This window comes from Microbacterium sp. M28, from assembly GCF_025836995.1.
Taxonomy (GTDB): Bacteria; Actinomycetota; Actinomycetes; order Actinomycetales; family Microbacteriaceae; genus Microbacterium.
Genome location: NZ_CP107546.1, coordinates 1,620,790 through 1,639,746 on the forward strand (window position 1 = coordinate 1,620,790; position 18,957 = coordinate 1,639,746).

An 18,957-nucleotide genomic window follows, 5' to 3' on the forward strand; every position below is an offset into this window, starting at 1 on the left:
CGTGCCGTGCCCGCTGCGCATCGTCGTGATCGGCTTCGGTCCGGTCGGTGCGAGGCTCTGCGAAGATCTCCTCCCCGCCGTCCGCGACGGTGCGGTGGCGCTGACGGTCATCGGCGCCGAATCGCACGCGCCGTACAACCGGGTGCTCATCGCCGAGCTCGCCGCGGCCCGTGCGGACAGGGACGGCATCGTGCTGCACGACCCGGCCGAGAGCGTGACCGCCGGCGCCAGGGTCGTGCTGGGCGTCCGGGTCACACGCATCGACCGCGCGGGCAGGCACGTCGAACTGGACACGGGGGAGAAGCTGGCCTACGACCGCCTGGTCCTCGCCACCGGCGCCAGAGCGAACGTGCCGACGCTGGCCGGACTCGAGCGTCCGCGCTACGACGAGGCGGCACTGATCCGCGCCGGTTCCGGAGTCGTGGGGGCCGACCCCGAACTGCCCGCAGGCGTCACGGTGCTGCGGGATCTGGCCGATGCCGACCGCGTGCGCGCGGCCGTGGAGGCACGCGAACGCATCATCGTGCTCGGGGCCGGAGTGCTGGGTCTCGAGTTCGCGCTGCTCGCCGCCGACGCCGGCGCGGACGTCAGCGTCCTGCACCACGGGCCGACCCCGATGCCTCGCAACCTGGACCGCGGAGCCGGCACGGTGCTCGCCCGCGTGCTGCGGGCCAGGGCCATCACCGTCTACGCGCACAGCCGCGCGGAGGCGATCGCCTTCCACACCGATGAGCAGGGGTCGCGCACGTTCGACGCGGTGGTCACCGCCGACGGCAACTACGTGCGCGGCGACCTGCTCGTGCTGTCGTGCGGCGTCGGTGCCCGCACCGAACTGGCGACGCTGTCGGGACTGCGTGCCGGCGCGGGCATCGTCGTCGACGAGAACCTGCGCTCGTGGACCGACGAGGACGTGTACGCGATCGGCGACTGCGCGCACGTCGTCCCTCGGACGAGCGAGAACGAGGAGCTGCCCCGACTCCCCGGCGCGCCCTCCGGCCTGATCGGTCCCGGCTGGCGGCAGGCCGACTGGCTGGCGGCTCGGCTCGCCGCGCAAGCCACCGGATCCGCGCACCTCGAACCAGCACCCGGCGAGCGGGATGCCGTCGTCATGCTCAAAGGCGAGGACGTCGACGTGGTCGCGGTGGGCGACGTCGACATCGACATCTGGGACGCGCCATCGGGCGACCCCGCGTCGCACCGCCACGTGGCGCAATGGGCGGATCCGCAGCACGGCCGCTACGTCAAGATGGTCACCCGAGGCGGTGTGCTCGACGCCTTCGCGTGCGTCGGTATGCCGCGAACGGCGGCCGAGCTGACGCAGCTGTACGACCGACGCGGCGAGCTGCCGTCCGACCGGTCCCTGTTGCTGCGTCTGGACGGCGCGCAGGACGCCGCTTCCGGGGCCGATGCCTTCGCCCCGGCCGCGACCGTGTGCTCGTGCAACGGGGTGAGCGTGCAGCGCATCACGGAGTCCATCGCGGCAGGCAACGACACCGTGTCGTGCCTCGGACGGGACACCAGGGCGGGGACGGGATGCGGCGGGTGCAAGCCGCGGCTGACGGAGCTGCTCGAGCGCTTCGCCGTGGCGACGGCATGAGCACCGACACGCATTGCCCGTACTGCGCGCTGCAGTGCGCCATGAGCCTCACGCCCCGCAGGGCGGATGCTCCGGCATCAGACCCGTCCATGACTGTCGCCGGTCGGGACTTCCCTACCAACCGAGGCGGGCTGTGCAAGAAGGGGTGGACATCCTCGACGCTCCTGGACGCGCCGGATCGCCTCACGGAGCCCCTGATCAGAGATGAGGACGGCTCGCTCGCGCCGGCGTCGTGGGAGGAGGCGCTCGATGCCGTCGCGGATCGGGTCCGACTGCTGCAGACCGAGTCAGGACCCGACGCGATCGGCGTGTTCGGGGGAGGAGGGCTGACCAACGAGAAGGCGTACCAACTGGGGAAGTTCGCCCGCATCGCACTGCGGACTTCGCGTATCGACTACAACGGCCGGTTCTGCATGTCCTCGGCCGCCGCGGCCGCGAACCGCGCCTTCGGCATCGACCGCGGGCTGCCTTTCCCGCTGACCGACCTCGACGCCGCGGACACGGTCCTGCTTCTCGGGTCGAACGTCGCGGACACCATGCCGCCGTTCCTCTCCCACCTGGCCGCTGCCAGGGCCGCCGGGGGGCTCGTGGTCGTCGACCCGCGGCGCACCTCGACCGCACGGCTGACCGACGATGGCCAGGGCATGCACGTCGCCCCGGCGCCCGGCACGGATCTGGAGCTGCTGCTCGGGCTCACCCACATCGTGATCGCGGAGCGACTCCACGACGACGCTTCCATCGAACGCCGGACGACCGGGTTCGAGGCGCTCCGCCGCAGCGTCGCCGGCTGGTGGCCCGCCAGGACGCAACAGGCCACGGGCGTGCCGGTCGCCGTCCTCCGGTGGGTCGCCCGGCGGCTGGCCGACGGCGGGAACACGTTCATCCTCACCGGACGCGGCGTCGAGCAGCATGCCAACGGGACGGACACAGCGACGGCCGCGATCAACCTCGCCCTCATCCTCGGTCTGCCGACACGGGAGGGCAGCGGCTACGGGACGCTCACGGGACAGGGCAACGGGCAGGGCGGTCGAGAGCACGGCCAGAAGTGCGATCAGCTGCCTGGGTACCGCAAGATCACCGACCCCGATGCCAGAGCGCACGTCGCAGACGTGTGGGGCGTCGAGCCGGAGTACCTCCCCGGCCCCGGTCTGCCGGCGGTGCAGCTGCTCGAGTCGATCGGCGAGCGCGACGGCATCCGCGCGCTCCTGGTCCACGGTTCGAATCCCGTCATCTCCGCCCCTGATGCCGGCGCCGTGCGTGCACGGCTGGGGGACCTGGATCTGCTGGTCGTCTCGGACTTCTTCCTCTCCGAGACGGCGGCGATGGCCGACGTCGTGCTCCCGGTCACGCAGTGGGCCGAGGAGGAGGGCACGATGACCAATCTGGAGGGCAGGGTCATCCGTCGACGGCGGGCGCAGCAGGCGCCTCCAGGGGTGCGCAGCGAGCTGTGGATCCTCGCCGAGCTCGCGCGCCGCCTGGATGCCCCTGGACGCTTCGACCTCGATCCCTCGGCCGTGTTCGACGAACTGGCGCGCGCGTCCGCCGGGGGCGTCGCCGACTACTCCGGGCTCAGCCATGCGGTACTGGATGCCGACATCGACGCCTTCTGGCCGTACCCGCGCGGATCCCGCGGTACCCCGCGCCCCCTGCTCGACGGATACGCGCATCCGGACGGCCTCGCGCGCATCGTGCCCGTTTCGGTCCGAGAGAAACCGGAAGCCGCGGCGACGGGTGATGAGCTCACGCTGATCACCGGCCGCCTGCTCGAGCACTACCAGTCCGGCGCGCAGACCAGGCGCGTGGCCGAACTGGTCGCGGCGCGCCCGGTGCTCGAAGCGACGCTGCATCCCGCCACGGCGGCCGATCGGGGTATGCACGACGGCGACCGCATCGTGCTGGTCAACGCCCGCGGAGCCGTCACCGCCCAGGTCGTCACGGACAGCGGCATCCGACCGGACACCGTCTTCCTGCCGTTCCATTATCCGCAGGAGCACTCAGCGAACCTCCTGACCATCGCCGCGACGGACCCGATCTCGGCCATGCCGGAGTTCAAGAGATCCGTGGTGCGGGTACTCCCGGCGCCGTGACGACGGTTATGCCCGGCCCTGCCTCGGGCGCCTTCCAGCGCCTGCCGGGTAGACTCGGTCGGTCCAGTTCGGGAGGAAAGACGCATGCGGATCACGGGACTCGGCCACGCCGGGATGTTCATCGAGACGGCCGGCGGGAACATCATCTGCGACCCTGTCCTCGGTCCGTCCTTCTTCGGATCCTGGTTCCCGTTCCCGGACAACCGCGGGCTCGACTGGGAGCGGTTCGGCCGCGATGCCGACTTCCTGTACATCTCGCACCGCCACCGCGACCATTTCGATCCTCGGCTGCTCGAGCGCTACATCCGCAAGGACATCGAGGTCCTGCTGCCGGAGTATCCGACCGACGAGCTCGAGCAGGACATCCGCGCGCTCGGCTACACGAACATCACGTATGCGCCCGCCGGAGAAGTCATCCGGCGCGGTGAGCTGAAGATCATGATCACGCCGCTGCGCGCACCCAGCGACGGCCCGATCGGCGACTCCTCGCTGAGCGTCGACGACGGCACAGGTTCGGTGCTGAACCAGAACGATTCGCACCCGCTGGATCTGGAGAAGCTGCTCGACTTCGGAACGCCGGACGCGTACTTCACGCAGGTCTCCGGAGCGATCTGGTGGCCCATGGTCTACGACCTGCCGCTGGATGCCAAGCAGAACTTCGCGCAGCTCAAGCGCGACGCGCAGAACAAGCGGGCGATGTACTACATCGAGAAGGTCGACGCCCCGCACGTGTTCCCGATGGCAGGCCCGCCGATGTTCCTGCGCGACGATCTGTTCGACTTCAACGGCTTCGGCCGCAACGGCGAGTCGATCTTCACCGATCAGAAGCAGTTCCTCGAGCACTTGGCCGAGAAGGCGCCGCAGTACGACGGGCAGCTGTTCATCCCCGGCACGGTCGTCACGGTCGCCGGCGGCGAGGTCACGAGCGAGCAGACGCTCTACTCGGATGCCGAGATCGCCCACATCTTCGACGAGAAGTGGGACTACCTCGAGTCCCAGCGCGCGTCCCGCCAGCAGGAGATCCGCGACGAGGAGGCCTCGCGCGCCGAGATCATCCCGCCGGCTGAGATGCTCCAGACGATCAAGGAGTGGTGGGAGCCGCTGCTGAAGAAGTCGCGCACGATCCGTCTCGGCGTCGGGGGCTGCGTCCGGTTCCGCATCGGCGATCTGGACATGGTCGTCGACTTCCCCAAGGCGAAGGTGCGCGAGTACGCGGGGGAGGAGTGCATCTACTGGTACACGATCCCCGCTGACCTCGTCTCCACGAACATCCGCGACCGCGAGATCGACTGGTCGAATTCGATCTTCCTGTCGATGCAGTTCTCGGTCGGCCGCAGCGGCAAGTTCAACGAGTTCCTCACGACGTTCCTCAAGTGCCTGTCGGTCGACCGCATCGAGTACGTCGAGAACTGGTACCAGGAGCAGACCGATCAGACCGAGGATGCCGAGATCGGCGACTGGGTCGTGCAGCGGCGCTGCCCGCACCTGCGCGCCGACCTGACCCGCACGGGGAAGATCGACGAGGAAGGTGTGCTCACGTGCAGCATGCACGACTGGAAGTGGGACCTGAAGACCGGTCGGTGCCTCTCTTCGGCCGGCCACGAGATCCGCGCCCAGAAGATCGACGGCGTCACGGACGAGGCGCTTCGGCTGGGAGCCTGAGCCCCCGAATCCGTCGTGGCGTCCCAGGCATCGCTCTCTCTAGAGTGGTGCCATGCCCGACGCCCCGAACGCGCACACCGACTGGATCCAGGTGGAGCTCATGGGGCATCGCAGCGCCGCCGGACAGCGCGTCGCAGGTGTCCTGCTCGCCCTCGCGGGCGCGGTGGGCGTCGGCCTCGGCTTTCTGATGGCTCCGCAGTGGTGGGCGGTCGTGCTCATGCTGCTCGCATGCGGGTTCGTGGTCCTGGTCGGTCTGAGCCTGTGGTTCCAGGCCGGCGCGGCTGAACGAGGGACGATCGAGCTGCGGTCGACGGGCCGTCGGGTCGACCTTCCGGTCGTGGCGGTGACGGACACCTCGCACGACATGGAGACCTTCCGTCTCGAGCTCGGCCTGCCGGTCAGCGGCGGTCGAGTGGTGCTGCACGAGTGCAGCGACCGGGGCTGCATCGCGGCGGCGCGGGCGTTCCCCGGCTCGCGTGTTCCGGCCATGATCGATGAATCCCGTGAGGCCTGGGGCGTCCTGCACGGCCCGATCGATCGCTGAGTCCCGCGCGCCGCGGAGTCCGCCTGCGGCGCTGCACTCCGATAGACTGGATCCACGAGCAACCTTTAACACCGTCCTGTGAGGCGGAGAAGGGAGCGGCGGATGAGCACGCGCACCGTGCTGCAGCAAGCCGATATCTCGCGGGCTCTGACCCGCATCGCACACGAGATCCTCGAATCCAATCGCGGAGCGACCGATCTGGTCCTCCTGGGGATTCCCACTCGCGGCGTCGCCCTCGCCGAACGACTCGGCGCTCTGATCAGCGACATCGCCCAGCAGCCGGTTCCTGTCGGCGCGCTCGATGTCACCCTGTTCCGGGACGATCTCGCCAAGCACCCCACCCGTTCGCCCCGTCCGACCGAGATCCCTGCCGGCGGCATCGACGGCAGGACCGTGGTCCTCGTCGACGACGTGCTCTTCTCCGGGCGCAGCATCCGCGCGGCGCTCGACGCGATCCAGTCGATCGGCCGCCCGTCGGTCGTGCGGCTCGCGATCCTCGTCGACCGCGGTCACCGCGAACTCCCGATCCGGCCGGACTTCGTCGGCAAGAACATCCCGTCCTCCCGCCAGGAGCGCGTCAACGTGCGTCTGTCCGAGTACGACGGCGCCGAGGAGGTGACGATCGAAGCATGAGGCATCTGCTCGACACCCAGCACCTCGACCGCGCGACCGCGCTGCGGATCCTCGATGTCGCCGAGGACATGTCGGACACGCAGTCCCGCGAGATCAAGAAGCTTCCGACGCTGCGCGGCAAGACGGTCGTGAACCTCTTCTTCGAGGACTCGACCAGGACGCGGATCTCGTTCGAGGCCGCGGCGAAGCGACTCTCGGCCGACGTCATCAACTTCGCCGCGAAGGGCTCCAGCGTCTCGAAGGGCGAGAGCCTGAAGGACACCGCCCAGACGCTGCAGGCAATGGGGGCGGATGCCGTCGTCATCCGCCACGGAGCCTCCGGCGCGCCGCGGACGCTCGCCACGAGCGGCTGGATCACTGCGGGAGTCGTCAACGCCGGCGACGGCACGCACGAGCACCCGACGCAGGCGCTGCTCGACGCGTTCACGATCCGCAAGCGCCGCTACGGCGCCGACAGCCGAGGGCGCGATTTGTCCGGCATCCGCGTCGTGATCGTCGGCGATGTGCTGCACTCGCGCGTCGCGCGTTCCAATGTGTGGCTGCTCACGACACTCGGCGCCGAGGTCACGCTCGTGACCCCGCCGACGTTGATCCCGCAGAACGTCTCGCTCTGGCCGGTCCGTGTCCGTTACGACCTCGACGAGGCGCTGGCGGAAGGCCCGGATGCGGTGATGATGCTGCGCATCCAGCTCGAGCGCATGAACGCCGCGTATTTCCCCAGTGAGCGGGAGTATTCCCGACGATGGGGACTCGACGCCGTGCGTGCGGCAGGGCTGCCGGACGGTAGCATTGTGATGCATCCTGGCCCCATGAACCGGGGCCTCGAGATCTCTTCCGAGGCCGCCGATTCCGCCCGCTCCACGGTGCTGGAGCAGGTCACGAACGGGGTCTCGGTACGAATGGCCGTGCTCTACCTGCTGCTGGCGGGCGAGCGCGAAGACGAACGAGGGGAAGTGAAATGAGCCAGACCCTCGTCATCGAAGGCGTCCAGCTGCTCGGGCGCGACAGCGCGGACATCGTGATCGAGAACGGCGTCATCGCCGAGATCGGTTCGGGTCTGAGCCGCGCGGGAGCCGAGACGATCCAGGCCGACGGCCTCGTCGCCCTCCCCGGTCTCGTCGACCTGCACACGCATCTGCGCGAGCCGGGCTACGAGGCGTCCGAGACCGTGCTGACCGGCACGCGCGCCGCCGCGGCCGGTGGCTTCACCGCCGTATTCGCGATGCCCAACACCTCGCCGGTCGCCGACTCGGCCGGCGTGGTCGAGCAGGAGCTCGCCCTCGGCGAGGCCGCGCGGTACGCCACGGTGCAGCCGATCGGCGCGGTGACGGTCGGACAGAAGGGCGAGCGTCTCGCCGAACTCGGGGCCATGGCCGCCTCCCGGGCGAAGGTCCGCGTGTTCAGCGACGACGGCTTCTGCGTCTGGGACTCGCTGATCATGCGGCGAGCCCTCGAGTACGTGAAGAGCTTCGACGGCGTCATCGCCCAGCACGCGCAGGACCCGCGGCTCACCGAGGGCGCGCAGATGAACGAGGGCACCGTGTCGGCCGAGCTCGGTCTCGCAGGCTGGCCCGCCGTCGCCGAGGAGTCGATCATCGCCAGGGACGTGCTGCTCGCCGAGCACGTCGGCTCCCGCCTGCACGTCTGCCACCTGTCGACCGCCGGCTCCGTCGACATCATCCGCTGGGCCAAGAAGCGCGGCATCGCGGTGACCGCCGAGGTCACCCCGCACCACCTGCTGCTGACGGACGAGCTGGTCCGCGGTTACGACGCGCGCTACAAGGTCAACCCACCGTTGCGCCGCGAGGAGGACGTCCTCGCGGTACGAGAGGGCCTGGCCGACGGCACGATCGACATCGTCGCGACCGACCACGCTCCGCACCCCAGCGAGAACAAGGCGTGCGAGTGGCAGGCCGCGGCCAACGGCATGGTGGGTCTCGAGAGCGCCCTGCGCGTCGTGCACCAGTCGATGGTCGACACGGGTCTGCTCGATTGGGCGGATGTCGCCCGTGTCATGAGCGCGAACCCTGCGCGCATCGGCCGCCTGGACGGCTTCGGTGCGCTCGAGGTCGGAGTGCCGGCGAACGTGACCCTTTACGACCCGTCGGTCCCCGGCGTGTTCACGGAAGCCGACCTGCACGGTCGCAGCGTGAACTCGCCGTATCTCGGTCGGGAACTGCCCGGTCGCGTGCGATGGACCATCCACCGCGGCCTGACGACCGTCGCGGACGGCGTCCTGGTCGAGGAGCTGGCCCAGTGACCCGGGACCTCGTGTTCCTGCTCACCGGGCTCATCGCGCTCGGCATCCTGCTGGCGATGCTCTTCGCGTGGCGCCGTCGACTCCGCCGCGACGCTGGTCTGACCGCTCCGCTCGGCGTGCCGGAGCACGCGGAGGTGCGCGCGCGCCACGAGGTGCTGTACGTCTCGACGACCAAGCACGACGAGCCCCTCGAGCGCCTCGCGATCTCCCCGCTGACCTACCGTGCCCGGGGCGAGATCGCGGTGACGGACCGCGGAGTGGCACTGTGCCTGGACGGCGCACCGACCGTCTTCCTCAGCCGCGACCGCCTGCAGGCCGTCGACCGGGCGACCGTCACGATCGATCGTGTCGTCGAACCGGACGGGCTCGTCAAGATCGTCTGGGACGTCGCCGACGCCCATCCGGTCGACTCCTACCTCCGGGTCACCACCGGTGACCCCGCACACCTCATCTCCGAACTGCGGCCGCTCATCGCGGCCCCCAAGACGGGAGCCTCGTCATGACCCATCTGCTCGAACCGGCCGTCCTCGTCCTCGAGGACGGGACACGCCACAGCGGCCGCGCCTACGGCGCGCGCGGCACCACCCTCGGCGAGGTCGTCTTCGCCACCGGCATGTCCGGCTACCAGGAGACGCTCACCGACCCCTCCTACGCCGGACAGATCGTGCTGCAGACCGCACCGCACATCGGCAACACCGGGATGAACGACGAGGACCCCGAGTCCCGCCGCATCTGGGTGGCCGGCTACATCGTCCGCGACCCGTCGCGCGTCGTGTCCAACTGGCGTGCCGACACCTCGCTGGACGAGACGCTCGAGAGCGACGGCATCGTCGGGATCAGCGGGATCGACACCAGGGCGATCACCCGCCACATCCGCTCCGCCGGCTCCATGCGCGGCGGGATCTTCTCCGGAGAGGCCGCGGCCCTGGATGCCGAGGAGCAGCTGCGCATCGTGCAGGAGGCTCCGCAGATGGCGGGCCAGAACCTCTCCGCCGACGTCTCGGTCGATGCCGCTACCGTGACGCCCGCCGTGGGCGAGAAGATCGGGAACCTCGCCGTGCTCGACCTCGGCGTCAAGCAGGCGACCGTCGACAACCTCGCCGCCCGCGGTTTCGAGGTGCACGTGCTGCCGCAGACCGCCACGATCGAGGAGATCCGCGCGATCGAGCCGGTCGCGGTGTTCTACTCCAACGGTCCGGGCGACCCCGCGGCCTCGGACGGCCACGTCGAACTGCTGCGCTCGGTCCTCGACGAGAAGCTGCCGTTCTTCGGCATCTGCTTCGGCAACCAGTTGCTCGGCCGAGCCCTCGGCCTCGGCACGTACAAGCTGCCCTTCGGTCACCGCGGCATCAACCAGCCGGTGCGCGACAAGACCACCGGTCGCGTCGAGATCACCGCCCACAACCACGGCTTCGCAGTCGACGCGCCCATCGAGGGCGTCTTCGACAGCCCGGCCGGCTACGGTCGCGTCGAAGTCAGCCACGTCGGGCTGAACGACAACGTCGTCGAGGGTCTGCGCGCCCTCGACATCCCGGCCTTCTCGGTGCAGTACCACCCCGAGGCCGCCGCCGGCCCCCACGACGCCAACTACCTCTTCGATCGGTTCGCGGATCTGGTCCGCGAGAACAAGGACGCCAAGTAATGCCCAAGCGCGACGACATCCACTCCGTACTCGTCATCGGCTCCGGCCCGATCGTCATCGGTCAGGCCTGCGAATTCGACTACTCCGGCACCCAGGCCTGCCGTGTGCTGCGCGAAGAGGGCATCCGCGTCATCCTCGTCAACTCCAACCCGGCGACGATCATGACCGACCCCGACTTCGCCGACGCGACCTACATCGAGCCGATCACCCCTGAGGTCATCGAGACGATCATCGCCAAGGAGCGCCCGGACGCGATCCTGCCGACCCTGGGCGGTCAGACCGCACTGAACGCGGCCATGGCGCTGGACGAGCGCGGCATCCTCGCCAAGTACGACGTCGAGCTCATCGGCGCCAAGGTCGAGGCCATCAAGAAGGGCGAGGACCGCCAGATCTTCAAGGAGCTCGTGATCGAGGCCGGTGCCGACGTCGCGGCATCCGTCATCTGTCACACGATGGACGAGCTCATCGCGGGCGCCGAGAAGCTCGGCTACCCGCTCGTGGTCCGTCCCAGCTTCACGATGGGCGGGCTCGGTTCGGGCTTCGCGTACGACGAGGCGGACCTGCGCCGCATCGGCGGCGCCGGCCTGCACGACTCGCCCACGAACGAGGTGCTCCTCGAGGAGTCGATCCTCGGCTGGAAGGAGTACGAGCTGGAGCTCATGCGCGACACCGCCGACAACACGGTCGTGGTCTGCTCCATCGAGAACGTCGACCCGGTCGGCGTGCACACGGGGGACTCCATCACGGTCGCACCGGCGCTCACGCTCACCGACCGCGAGTACCAGAAGCTGCGCGACATCGGCATCGACATCATCCGCGCCGTGGGTGTGGACACCGGTGGCTGCAACATCCAGTTCGCGGTCAACCCCGAAGACGGGCGCATCATCGTCATCGAGATGAACCCGCGTGTGTCGCGCTCCAGCGCGCTGGCGTCGAAGGCGACCGGATTCCCGATCGCGAAGCTGGCCGCGAAGCTCGCGCTCGGCTACCGTCTCGACGAGATCCCGAACGACATCACGGGTGTGACGCCCGCGAGCTTCGAGCCGACGCTCGACTACGTCGTCGTGAAGGTCCCCCGGTTCGCGTTCGAGAAGTTCCCGGCCGCCGACCCGACGCTGACGACCACCATGAAGTCGGTGGGCGAGGCGATGGCGATCGGCCGCAACTACGCCACCGCGCTGCAGAAGGCGCTCCGATCCCTCGAGAAGCGCGGATCCAGCTTCCACTGGGGCATCGAGGACCGCAGCGTCGACGAGCTCCTGGAGATCGCGAAGACCCCGACGGACGGCCGCATCGTCACCCTGCAGCAGGCGCTGCGCAAGGGCGCGACGATCGAGCAGGCCTTCGACGCCACCGCGATCGACCCGTGGTTCCTCGACCAGATCGTCCTGATCAACGAGGTCGCCGAGACGGTCCGCGTCGCCGCCGAGCTGGACGCCGACACCCTGCGCTATGCCAAGGAGCACGGCTTCTCGGACGCGCAGCTGGCCGAGATCCGCGGCGTCACCGAGACCGAGCTGCGCGGTGTGCGCCACGGCCTCGGAATCCGACCGGTCTACAAGACGGTCGACACCTGCGCCGGCGAGTTCCCCGCGCTGACCCCGTACCACTACTCGAGCTACGACTTCGAGACCGAGGTCGCGCCTTCCGAGCGGACCAAGGTCGTCATCATCGGCTCCGGCCCGAACCGCATCGGCCAGGGCGTCGAGTTCGACTACTCGTGCGTGCACGCTTCGTTCGCGCTGTCGGATGCCGGCTACGAGACCGTCATGGTCAACTGCAACCCGGAGACCGTCTCGACGGACTACGACACCAGCGACCGGCTCTACTTCGAGCCGCTCACGCTCGAGGACGTCCTCGAGGTTCTGGATGCCGAGGCCGCGAGCGGCACGATCCTCGGTGTCGTGTGCCAGCTCGGCGGACAGACCCCGCTCGGCCTCGCGAAGGGCATCGAGGCCGCCGGCTACACCGTGCTGGGCACGAGCCCGGCCGCGATCGACATCGCCGAGGAGCGCGAGCTGTTCTCGCAGCTGCTGGCCGACGCCGAGTTGGTGGCGCCGCGTCACGGCACGGCCACCGACGCGGACGGCGCCGTCGCGATCGCCGAGGAGATCGGCTACCCGGTGCTGGTGCGCCCGAGCTTCGTGCTCGGCGGACGCGGCATGGAGATCGTGTACGACACGGCCAGCCTCCGCGACTACTTCGTGCGCACGGCGGGCGAGGTCATCATCGAGCAGGGCAAGCCGCTGCTGGTGGACCGCTTCCTCGACGACGCCATCGAACTCGACGTCGACGCCCTGTACGACGGCCACGAGCTGTACATCGGCGGCGTCATGGAGCACCTCGAAGAGGCCGGCATCCACTCCGGGGACTCGAGCTGCACGCTGCCGCCCGTTTCGCTCGGACGCAGCGACATCGACCGCGTCCGCAAGGCGACCCTCGCGATCGCCGAGGGCGTCGGTGTCCGCGGCCTGCTCAACGTGCAGTTCGCCATCAGCGCCGGCGTGCTCTACGTCATCGAGGCCAATCCCCGTGCCAGCCGCACGGTGCCGTTCGTCTCGAAGGCGCTCGGCATCCCGTTGGCGAAGGCGGCGAGCCGGATCATGGTCGGTGCGACCATCGCCGAGCTGAAGAGCGAGGGCATGCTGCCGGTCCAGGACGGCTCGCAGGTGCCGCTGGATGCTCCGGTGGCCGTCAAGGAGGCCGTCCTGCCCTTCAAGCGGTTCCGCACCCGCGACGGCAAGACGGTCGACTCGGTGCTCGGCCCGGAGATGCGCTCGACCGGTGAGGTCATGGGCATCGACAAGGACTTCCCGACCGCGTTCGCCAAGAGCCAGGCCGCTGCGTACGGCGGACTGCCGACCTCCGGCACCGTGTTCATCTCGGTGGCAGACGCCGACAAGCGTGCGGTGATCCTCCCGGCGCACCGGCTGCGTCAGCTCGGGTTCACCCTGGTCGCGACCGAGGGCACCGCCGAGATCCTGTCCCGCAACGGCATCCCGGTGACGGTGGTGGCGAAGTACAGCGAGACGCAGTCCAGCGGTCAGCGCAACATCGTCGACCTCATCAACGACGGCGAGATCGACATCGTCGTGAACACGCCGTCCGGGGGAGCGGCCCGTGCGGACGGCTACGAGATCCGTGCCGCCGCGGTCGCCGCCGACAAGGCGCTGTTCACGACCATGGCCGTGCTCGGCGCCGCCGTGAGCGGGATGGATGCCGCAGACGAGGGCTTCCAGGTGCGCAGCCTCCAGGAGTACGCGATCGATCGGAAGAACGCGCTGTGAGCCTGAGCTTCGGAGAGCGCGCCAGGGCGGCACTGGCCGGACACGGCCCGCTGTGCGTGGGCATCGACCCGCACGCCGCACTGCTGGACGCCTGGGGGCTGTCGCAGAGCGCTCAGGGCGTCCGCGAGTTCGGGCTTCGGACCGTCGAGGCCGCCACCGGTCGCGTCGGGTTCGTGAAACCGCAGGTGTCGTTCTTCGAGCGCTTCGGGTCCGCCGGATTCGCCGCGCTGGAGGACGTGCTCTCTGAAGCCCGCACCGCGGGACTGCTCGTGATCGCCGACGCCAAGCGCGGCGACATCGGCACGACCATGGAGGCGTACGCCGAAGCCTGGTTCACGCCTGGTTCACCGCTCGAGGCCGACGCCCTGACGGTCAACCCGTATCTCGGCGTCGGCGCTCTGGATGGGACATTCGCCCTGGCCGCCCGCCATGGCAAGGGCACATTCGTGCTCGCCGCGACGAGCAATCCGGATGCCGCAGGCGTGCAGCGATCGCAGGATCCGGACGGGCGCACCGTCTCCGCGGCGATCGTGGCGGAGGTGTCGCAGCGCAACGCCGCGGACAACCCGGCCGGTGAGTGGGGTGGCAACGGCTTCGTCATCGGCGCGACCGTCGACTGGGAACAGGCGGGTCTGTCGCCGTTCTCCCCGCCGGCGCCGATCCTCGGCCCCGGGTTCGGTGCGCAGGGCGCTGGTCCGGCCGATCTCCGCGCGCGCTACGGGGATGCGGCAGGGCAGGTGCTGGCGAGCGAGAGCCGCAGCATCCTCTCCGCGGGACCTGACGGACTCGCCGACGCCATCGAGCGCTCTGCCGAGAGCTACCGGGAGGTCCTGCGTGGCTGACAAGCGTCCCGTTCCAGAGGTCGATCGCGTCGCCGCCGCGCAGAGAGCTGTCGAGCGCCGACGCGCGAGGGCAGCGCTCAAGCGCGACCTGACCACGCGGGTCATCGCTCCGCAGAAGGTCCTCGCCCAGGCCACCGCCGATCCGGATTCCGTCGCCGGATCGTTCCGGGTCACCGACTTCCTGCTCGCCCTCCCGGCGATCGGGGTCGGCAAGAAGGACCGCATCCTCGAGGAGCTGCACATCTCGCCGGTGAAGCGGCTCGGCGGACTCGGCATCCGGCAGCGCGACGTGCTCGCCGCCTGGCTGGACGAGCGCTTCCCGCCTCACCAGCCGCGCGCAGGACGCAGTCGCCTCCTGGTCCTGGCCGGTCCGACGGCGGTGGGCAAGGGCACGGTCGCTGCGCACATCCGCGAGGCGAACCCCGAGATCCACCTCTCGGTCTCTGCGACGACCAGGCCCCCGCGTCCCGGGGAGATCGACGGGGTGCACTATTACTTCGTCGACGACGCCGAGTTCGACCGGCTGATCGCCGACGGCGAGCTGCTCGAGTACGCCGTCGTGCACAACAAGAGCCGCTACGGCACTCCTCGCGCTCCGATCGACTCGGCTCTGGCCGAAGGCAGGACCGTTCTACTCGAGATCGATCTGCAGGGCGCCCGCCAGGTGCGGGCGGCCGAGCCGTCCGCGACGCTGATCTTCCTGCTGCCGCCGTCGTGGGACGAACTCGTGCACCGGCTCGTCGGTCGAGGCACCGAGAACGAGGAGGAGCGGGCCCGTCGGCTGCGCACCGCGAAAGTCGAATTGGCCGCTCAGAGCGAGTTCGATTACCTCATCGTGAACGAGGATGTCTCCTCAGCGGCCCGCGAGGTCGTAGAATTGTCTGAGGCGACTGCGCGCTGAACGCTGCCGCGCGCCCGCCGTTTCGACTTCGCGACGATCCCGTCGCCTGATCTGGAGGTCCCACCATGGCCGGACACCACACCAACGGAATCATCGACCCGCCCATCGACAACCTGCTCGACCGCGTCGAGTCGAAGTACGAGCTGGTCATCTACGCGTCCAAGCGCGCCCGCCAGATCAACGACTACTACTCCGACCTTCACGAAGGCAACCTTTTCGACAACGTGGGCCCGCTGGTCGACTCGTCCGTCGAGGACAAGCCGCTCACGATCGCGCTCCACGAGATCAACGAGGACAAGCTGCGCATCCGTCACGCCGAGTAAGAGCGCGACAGCCTTCATGACCGCACTGCGCCTGTTCACGTCCGAATCCGTCACCGAGGGCCACCCCGACAAGATCTGCGACCAGATCTCGGACAGCATCCTCGACGGGCTGATCGCCAAGGACCCCGGGTCCCGAGTCGCCGTGGAGACGCTCGTCACGACGGGCCTCGTCCACGTCGCCGGTGAGATCCGCACCGAGGCGTACGTCGACATCCCCACGATCGTGCGGGACGTCGTCAACGGCATCGGCTACACCTCCAGCGACACCGGCTTCGACGGCTCGTCGTGCGGAGTGAGCGTGTCGGTGGGGGAGCAGTCCAGCGACATCGCTCACGGAGTCGACCAGGCGCAGGAGCACCGCGACGGCAGCTCCACCGAGCAGCGCGACGCGCTCGGCGCCGGCGATCAGGGCATCATGTTCGGGTTCGCGACCAACGAGACCCCGCAGCTCATGCCCATGGCGGGGTGGACGGCACACCGGATCGCGGAGCGCCTCACCGAGGTGCGCCGGTCGGGTCTGCTGCCGTACCTGCGCCCCGACGGCAAGACCCAGGTGACGCTCGGCTACGAGGGTTTCACGCCCAAAACGGTCGACGCCGTGGTGCTCTCCACCCAGCACCACCCCGACATCTCCCAGGAGGAGCTGCAGGCGCAGGTCCGCGAGCACGTCATCGACCCCGTGCTCGCCTCGACCGGGCTCGACATCCCGTCGGATCTCACGTACTACATCAACCCCGCCGGTCCGTTCGTCACGGGCGGTCCCAAGGGGGATGCCGGGCTGACCGGCCGCAAGATCATCATCGACACCTACGGCGGCGCAGCCCGCCACGGAGGCGGCGCGTTCAGCGGCAAGGACCCGTCCAAGGTCGATCGCTCCGGCGCCTACGCGATGCGCTGGGTCGCGAAGAACGCGGTCGCCGCGGGACTCGCCGATCGCATCGAGGTGCAGGTGGCCTACGCCATCGGCGTCGCACGCCCTGTCGGGCTGTACGTCGAGACGTTCGGCACGGGCAGGATCGCCGACGAGGAGATCACACGCGCGATCACCGATGTCTTCGACCTGCGACCGCAGGCCATCATCGAGGAGCTCGATCTGCTGCGTCCGATCTACGCGCAGACCGCCGCCTACGGCCACTTCGGTCGTGAGCTGCCCGACTTCACCTGGGAGCGGACAGACCGCGCCGAAGAGCTGCGCCGCGCCGCCGGCGTCTGATGGCCGACGAGAGCCGGCGCATCGCGCGCGTGCTCCTCGACTCGCCGCTGCCGCAGCTGGACCGACTGTTCGACTACGCGCTGCCCGAGGAACTCGGCGAGGTGACTCCCGGCGTGCGGGTCAAGGTGCCGCTGCGCACGGCAGGTCGCGTCGTCGACGGCTACATCGTCGAGATCGACGCCGAGAGCGATGCCGACCGACCGCTGTCGGCGGTGGACAACATCGTCTCGGCCGTGCCCGTGCTCACAGACGGCCTCTACCGGCTCGCCAGACGAACCGCCGACCGGGCGGCCGGGTCGGCCTCCGACATCCTGCGCCTCGCCATCCCCAAGCGCCAGGTACGGGTCGAGAAGGCCTGGACAGCGGATGCCGCGGTACCCGAACCGTCCGCCGAGGCGCTCGAAACGGCATCCGCCGTGATCGACCGCTACGACGGACTGCGCACCGTCCTCGACAGCGCCGGTCGAGCGGCGGTCGAGGCCCTGCCGACCCCCGACGGCGGCCTGCTGGGGTGGACCGCGCTGCTGGGCGCCGCGGCGGCGCACACGCTCGCCGCCGGTCGTTCGACCGTCATCGTCGTCCCAGACCATCGTGATCTCGATCGGGCGCTCACCGCGCTGGACGCCTTCGTACCGACCGAGGCGGTCGTGCGCCACGACGCGCGACAGAGCAATCCCGACCGCTACCGTGCGTTCCTGCGGACCCTCGAACAGGCGCCCTGCGTCGTGATCGGCAACCGTTCGGCCGTGTACGCGCCGGTGGATGCGGGCCTGGTGATCGTCTGGGATGACGGCGACCCACTGCTGTCGGAGCCGCTCGCCCCCTATGTGCACGCGAGAGACGCCGCGCTGCTGCGTCAGGAGCAGGAGGGCAGCGCGCTGCTGTTCGCAGGGCACACGCGCACCAGCGACGTCGAACGACTCGTCCACCTCGGCTGGCTACAGGACATCAGGGCCACCAGGCGCGTGCTGCCGCGCGTCCAGTTGAGCACGCCGCAGGAGCTCGAGCAGGGTGGGGCACGGATTCCTTCGAGCGCGTTCCGCTCCGCCAGAGACGCCGCCGCCGACGGGCCGGTGCTGGTCCAGGTAGCCCGCCCTGGCTTCGCTCCGTCCCTGGTCTGCGCCGACTGCCGTCGCCCGGCGCGCTGCCCGCAGTGCGCCGGCCCCCTCGGTGCCAGGACGCGCGGTGCCGTCCCCGTCTGCGGCTGGTGCGGACGCGCCGCCCGCACGTGGACCTGCCCCGAGTGCTCGTCGACCCAGCTGCGCCTCGCCTCCTCCGGCAGCGAGCGGACCGCCGACGAACTGGGCCGCGCGTTCCCCGGCATCCGGGTGATCGTGGCCGACGGCACGCATCCCATCGCCCGCGTCGATGACAAGCCCAGCCTCGTGGTCGCGACGCGCGGTGCGGAGCCGCTCGCCGACGGCGGCTATCGCGCCGTCGTGCTGCTGGACGGGGCGCGGATGCTGCAGGCACCGGATCTGCGCATCGGCGAGTCCTGCCTGCGCTGGTGGTCGAACGCCACGGCTCTCGCAGCACCCGGCGCCCCCGTGCACCTCGTGGGCATTCAGGGCCCCGTCGCAGTAGCGCTGGCGACCTGGAACCACTCCGGGTACGCACGCAGCGAGCTGGAGGCGCGCGCACCGCTGCACATGCCGCCGACGGTCCGCGTCGCGCAGATGGAAGGCACCTCGGCCTCGGTGCGTGCGGCGATCGAAGCCGTCCGCGCGCTCGGTCTGCCTTCCGAGGCGGTCCTGGGCCCCGTGCCGCTCGCCGACGACGATGGACGCGTGCGCGCCCTCGTCCGCTTCGAGTACGCGGCCGGGGCAGCGGTCGCCACCGCGCTGCGCGCCCAGGTGATCGCGGACGGCGTGCAGCGCAGACGCGGCAAGGGACGCCCGGCCAGGGCCTCGCTCGCGCTGCGGCTCGATATCCTCGAACCTGAGATCTGATCCCACCGGAGAACCTT

Annotated in this window: 15 protein-coding genes; all 15 read left to right on the forward strand. The window is 69.8% G+C overall.

Annotated elements, in window-relative coordinates:
- Position 1 precedes the first annotated feature (1 nt).
- Positions 2-1,597 (forward strand): FAD-dependent oxidoreductase, encoded by a 1,596-nt coding sequence (locus tag OED01_RS08015; RefSeq protein ID WP_264157834.1) that lies wholly within the window; start codon positions 2-4, stop codon positions 1,595-1,597.
- Positions 1,594-3,684 carry a molybdopterin oxidoreductase family protein gene (locus OED01_RS08020; protein WP_264157835.1) on the forward strand — a complete coding sequence of 697 codons (2,091 nt, stop codon included), beginning with the start codon at positions 1,594-1,596 and terminating at the stop codon, positions 3,682-3,684. The genes OED01_RS08015 and OED01_RS08020 overlap by 4 nt, the downstream gene beginning before the upstream one ends.
- 84 nt (positions 3,685-3,768) lie before the next feature.
- Positions 3,769-5,346: a Rieske 2Fe-2S domain-containing protein gene (locus OED01_RS08025; RefSeq protein ID WP_264157836.1), complete on the forward strand. Its 1,578-nt coding sequence runs from the start codon at positions 3,769-3,771 to the stop codon at positions 5,344-5,346.
- Positions 5,347-5,398: 52 nt separating this feature from the next.
- Positions 5,399-5,890, forward strand: a complete 492-nt coding sequence (locus OED01_RS08030; RefSeq protein ID WP_264157837.1) for a hypothetical protein — start codon at positions 5,399-5,401, stop codon at positions 5,888-5,890.
- A 102-nt stretch (positions 5,891-5,992) separates the two neighbouring features.
- Positions 5,993-6,523: a bifunctional pyr operon transcriptional regulator/uracil phosphoribosyltransferase PyrR gene (pyrR, locus tag OED01_RS08035; RefSeq protein ID WP_264157838.1), complete on the forward strand. Its 531-nt coding sequence runs from the start codon at positions 5,993-5,995 to the stop codon at positions 6,521-6,523.
- Complete coding sequence (locus OED01_RS08040) at positions 6,520-7,485, forward strand: aspartate carbamoyltransferase catalytic subunit (protein ID WP_264157839.1); 966 nt, start codon at positions 6,520-6,522, stop codon at positions 7,483-7,485. The genes pyrR and OED01_RS08040 overlap by 4 nt, the downstream gene beginning before the upstream one ends.
- Positions 7,482-8,783: a dihydroorotase gene (locus OED01_RS08045; RefSeq protein WP_264157840.1), complete on the forward strand. Its 1,302-nt coding sequence runs from the start codon at positions 7,482-7,484 to the stop codon at positions 8,781-8,783. The genes OED01_RS08040 and OED01_RS08045 overlap by 4 nt, the downstream gene beginning before the upstream one ends.
- Entirely contained in the window at positions 8,780-9,286 is a 507-nt protein-coding gene (locus OED01_RS08050; protein ID WP_264157841.1) for a PH-like domain-containing protein, read from the forward strand. The genes OED01_RS08045 and OED01_RS08050 overlap by 4 nt, the downstream gene beginning before the upstream one ends.
- Entirely contained in the window at positions 9,283-10,425 is a 1,143-nt protein-coding gene (carA, locus tag OED01_RS08055) for a glutamine-hydrolyzing carbamoyl-phosphate synthase small subunit (RefSeq protein ID WP_264157842.1), read from the forward strand. Before OED01_RS08050 ends, carA begins: the two co-directional genes overlap by 4 nt.
- Positions 10,425-13,712: a carbamoyl-phosphate synthase large subunit gene (gene carB, locus OED01_RS08060; RefSeq protein ID WP_264157843.1), complete on the forward strand. Its 3,288-nt coding sequence runs from the start codon at positions 10,425-10,427 to the stop codon at positions 13,710-13,712. The genes carA and carB overlap by 1 nt, the downstream gene beginning before the upstream one ends.
- Entirely contained in the window at positions 13,709-14,554 is an 846-nt protein-coding gene (gene pyrF / locus OED01_RS08065; RefSeq protein WP_264157844.1) for an orotidine-5'-phosphate decarboxylase, read from the forward strand. The genes carB and pyrF overlap by 4 nt, the downstream gene beginning before the upstream one ends.
- Positions 14,547-15,455, forward strand: a complete 909-nt coding sequence (gmk, locus tag OED01_RS08070) for a guanylate kinase (protein WP_264157845.1) — start codon at positions 14,547-14,549, stop codon at positions 15,453-15,455. Before pyrF ends, gmk begins: the two co-directional genes overlap by 8 nt.
- Positions 15,456-15,520: 65 nt before the next feature.
- The gene (rpoZ, locus tag OED01_RS08075) at positions 15,521-15,778 is read left to right on the forward strand and encodes a DNA-directed RNA polymerase subunit omega (protein ID WP_120228631.1); all 258 of its coding nucleotides are present in this window, start codon (positions 15,521-15,523) and stop codon (positions 15,776-15,778) included.
- A gap of 16 nt (positions 15,779-15,794) precedes the next feature.
- Positions 15,795-16,991: a methionine adenosyltransferase gene (gene metK, locus OED01_RS08080; protein ID WP_264157846.1), complete on the forward strand. Its 1,197-nt coding sequence runs from the start codon at positions 15,795-15,797 to the stop codon at positions 16,989-16,991.
- Positions 16,991-18,940 carry a primosomal protein N' family DNA-binding protein gene (locus tag OED01_RS08085; RefSeq protein WP_264157847.1) on the forward strand — a complete coding sequence of 650 codons (1,950 nt, stop codon included), beginning with the start codon at positions 16,991-16,993 and terminating at the stop codon, positions 18,938-18,940. Before metK ends, OED01_RS08085 begins: the two co-directional genes overlap by 1 nt.
- The last annotated feature ends 17 nt before the right edge of the window (positions 18,941-18,957 follow it).

What these genes read in the sequence shown, in the direction of transcription:
- pyrR (WP_264157838.1), top strand. Translation starts at nt 5,993, where the DNA reads ATGAGCACGCGCACCGTGCTGCAGCAAGCCGATATCTCGCGGGCTCTG.
- OED01_RS08025 (WP_264157836.1), top strand. Translation starts at nt 3,769, where the DNA reads ATGCGGATCACGGGACTCGGCCACGCCGGGATGTTCATCGAGACGGCC.
- OED01_RS08040 (WP_264157839.1), top strand. Translation starts at nt 6,520, where the DNA reads ATGAGGCATCTGCTCGACACCCAGCACCTCGACCGCGCGACCGCGCTG.
- carB (WP_264157843.1), top strand. Translation starts at nt 10,425, where the DNA reads ATGCCCAAGCGCGACGACATCCACTCCGTACTCGTCATCGGCTCCGGC.
- carA (WP_264157842.1), top strand. Translation starts at nt 9,283, where the DNA reads ATGACCCATCTGCTCGAACCGGCCGTCCTCGTCCTCGAGGACGGGACA.
- metK (WP_264157846.1), top strand. Translation starts at nt 15,795, where the DNA reads ATGACCGCACTGCGCCTGTTCACGTCCGAATCCGTCACCGAGGGCCAC.
- rpoZ (WP_120228631.1), top strand. Translation starts at nt 15,521, where the DNA reads ATGGCCGGACACCACACCAACGGAATCATCGACCCGCCCATCGACAAC.
- OED01_RS08045 (WP_264157840.1), top strand. Translation starts at nt 7,482, where the DNA reads ATGAGCCAGACCCTCGTCATCGAAGGCGTCCAGCTGCTCGGGCGCGAC.
- OED01_RS08020 (WP_264157835.1), top strand. Translation starts at nt 1,594, where the DNA reads ATGAGCACCGACACGCATTGCCCGTACTGCGCGCTGCAGTGCGCCATG.
- OED01_RS08085 (WP_264157847.1), top strand. Translation starts at nt 16,991, where the DNA reads ATGGCCGACGAGAGCCGGCGCATCGCGCGCGTGCTCCTCGACTCGCCG.
- OED01_RS08030 (WP_264157837.1), top strand. Translation starts at nt 5,399, where the DNA reads ATGCCCGACGCCCCGAACGCGCACACCGACTGGATCCAGGTGGAGCTC.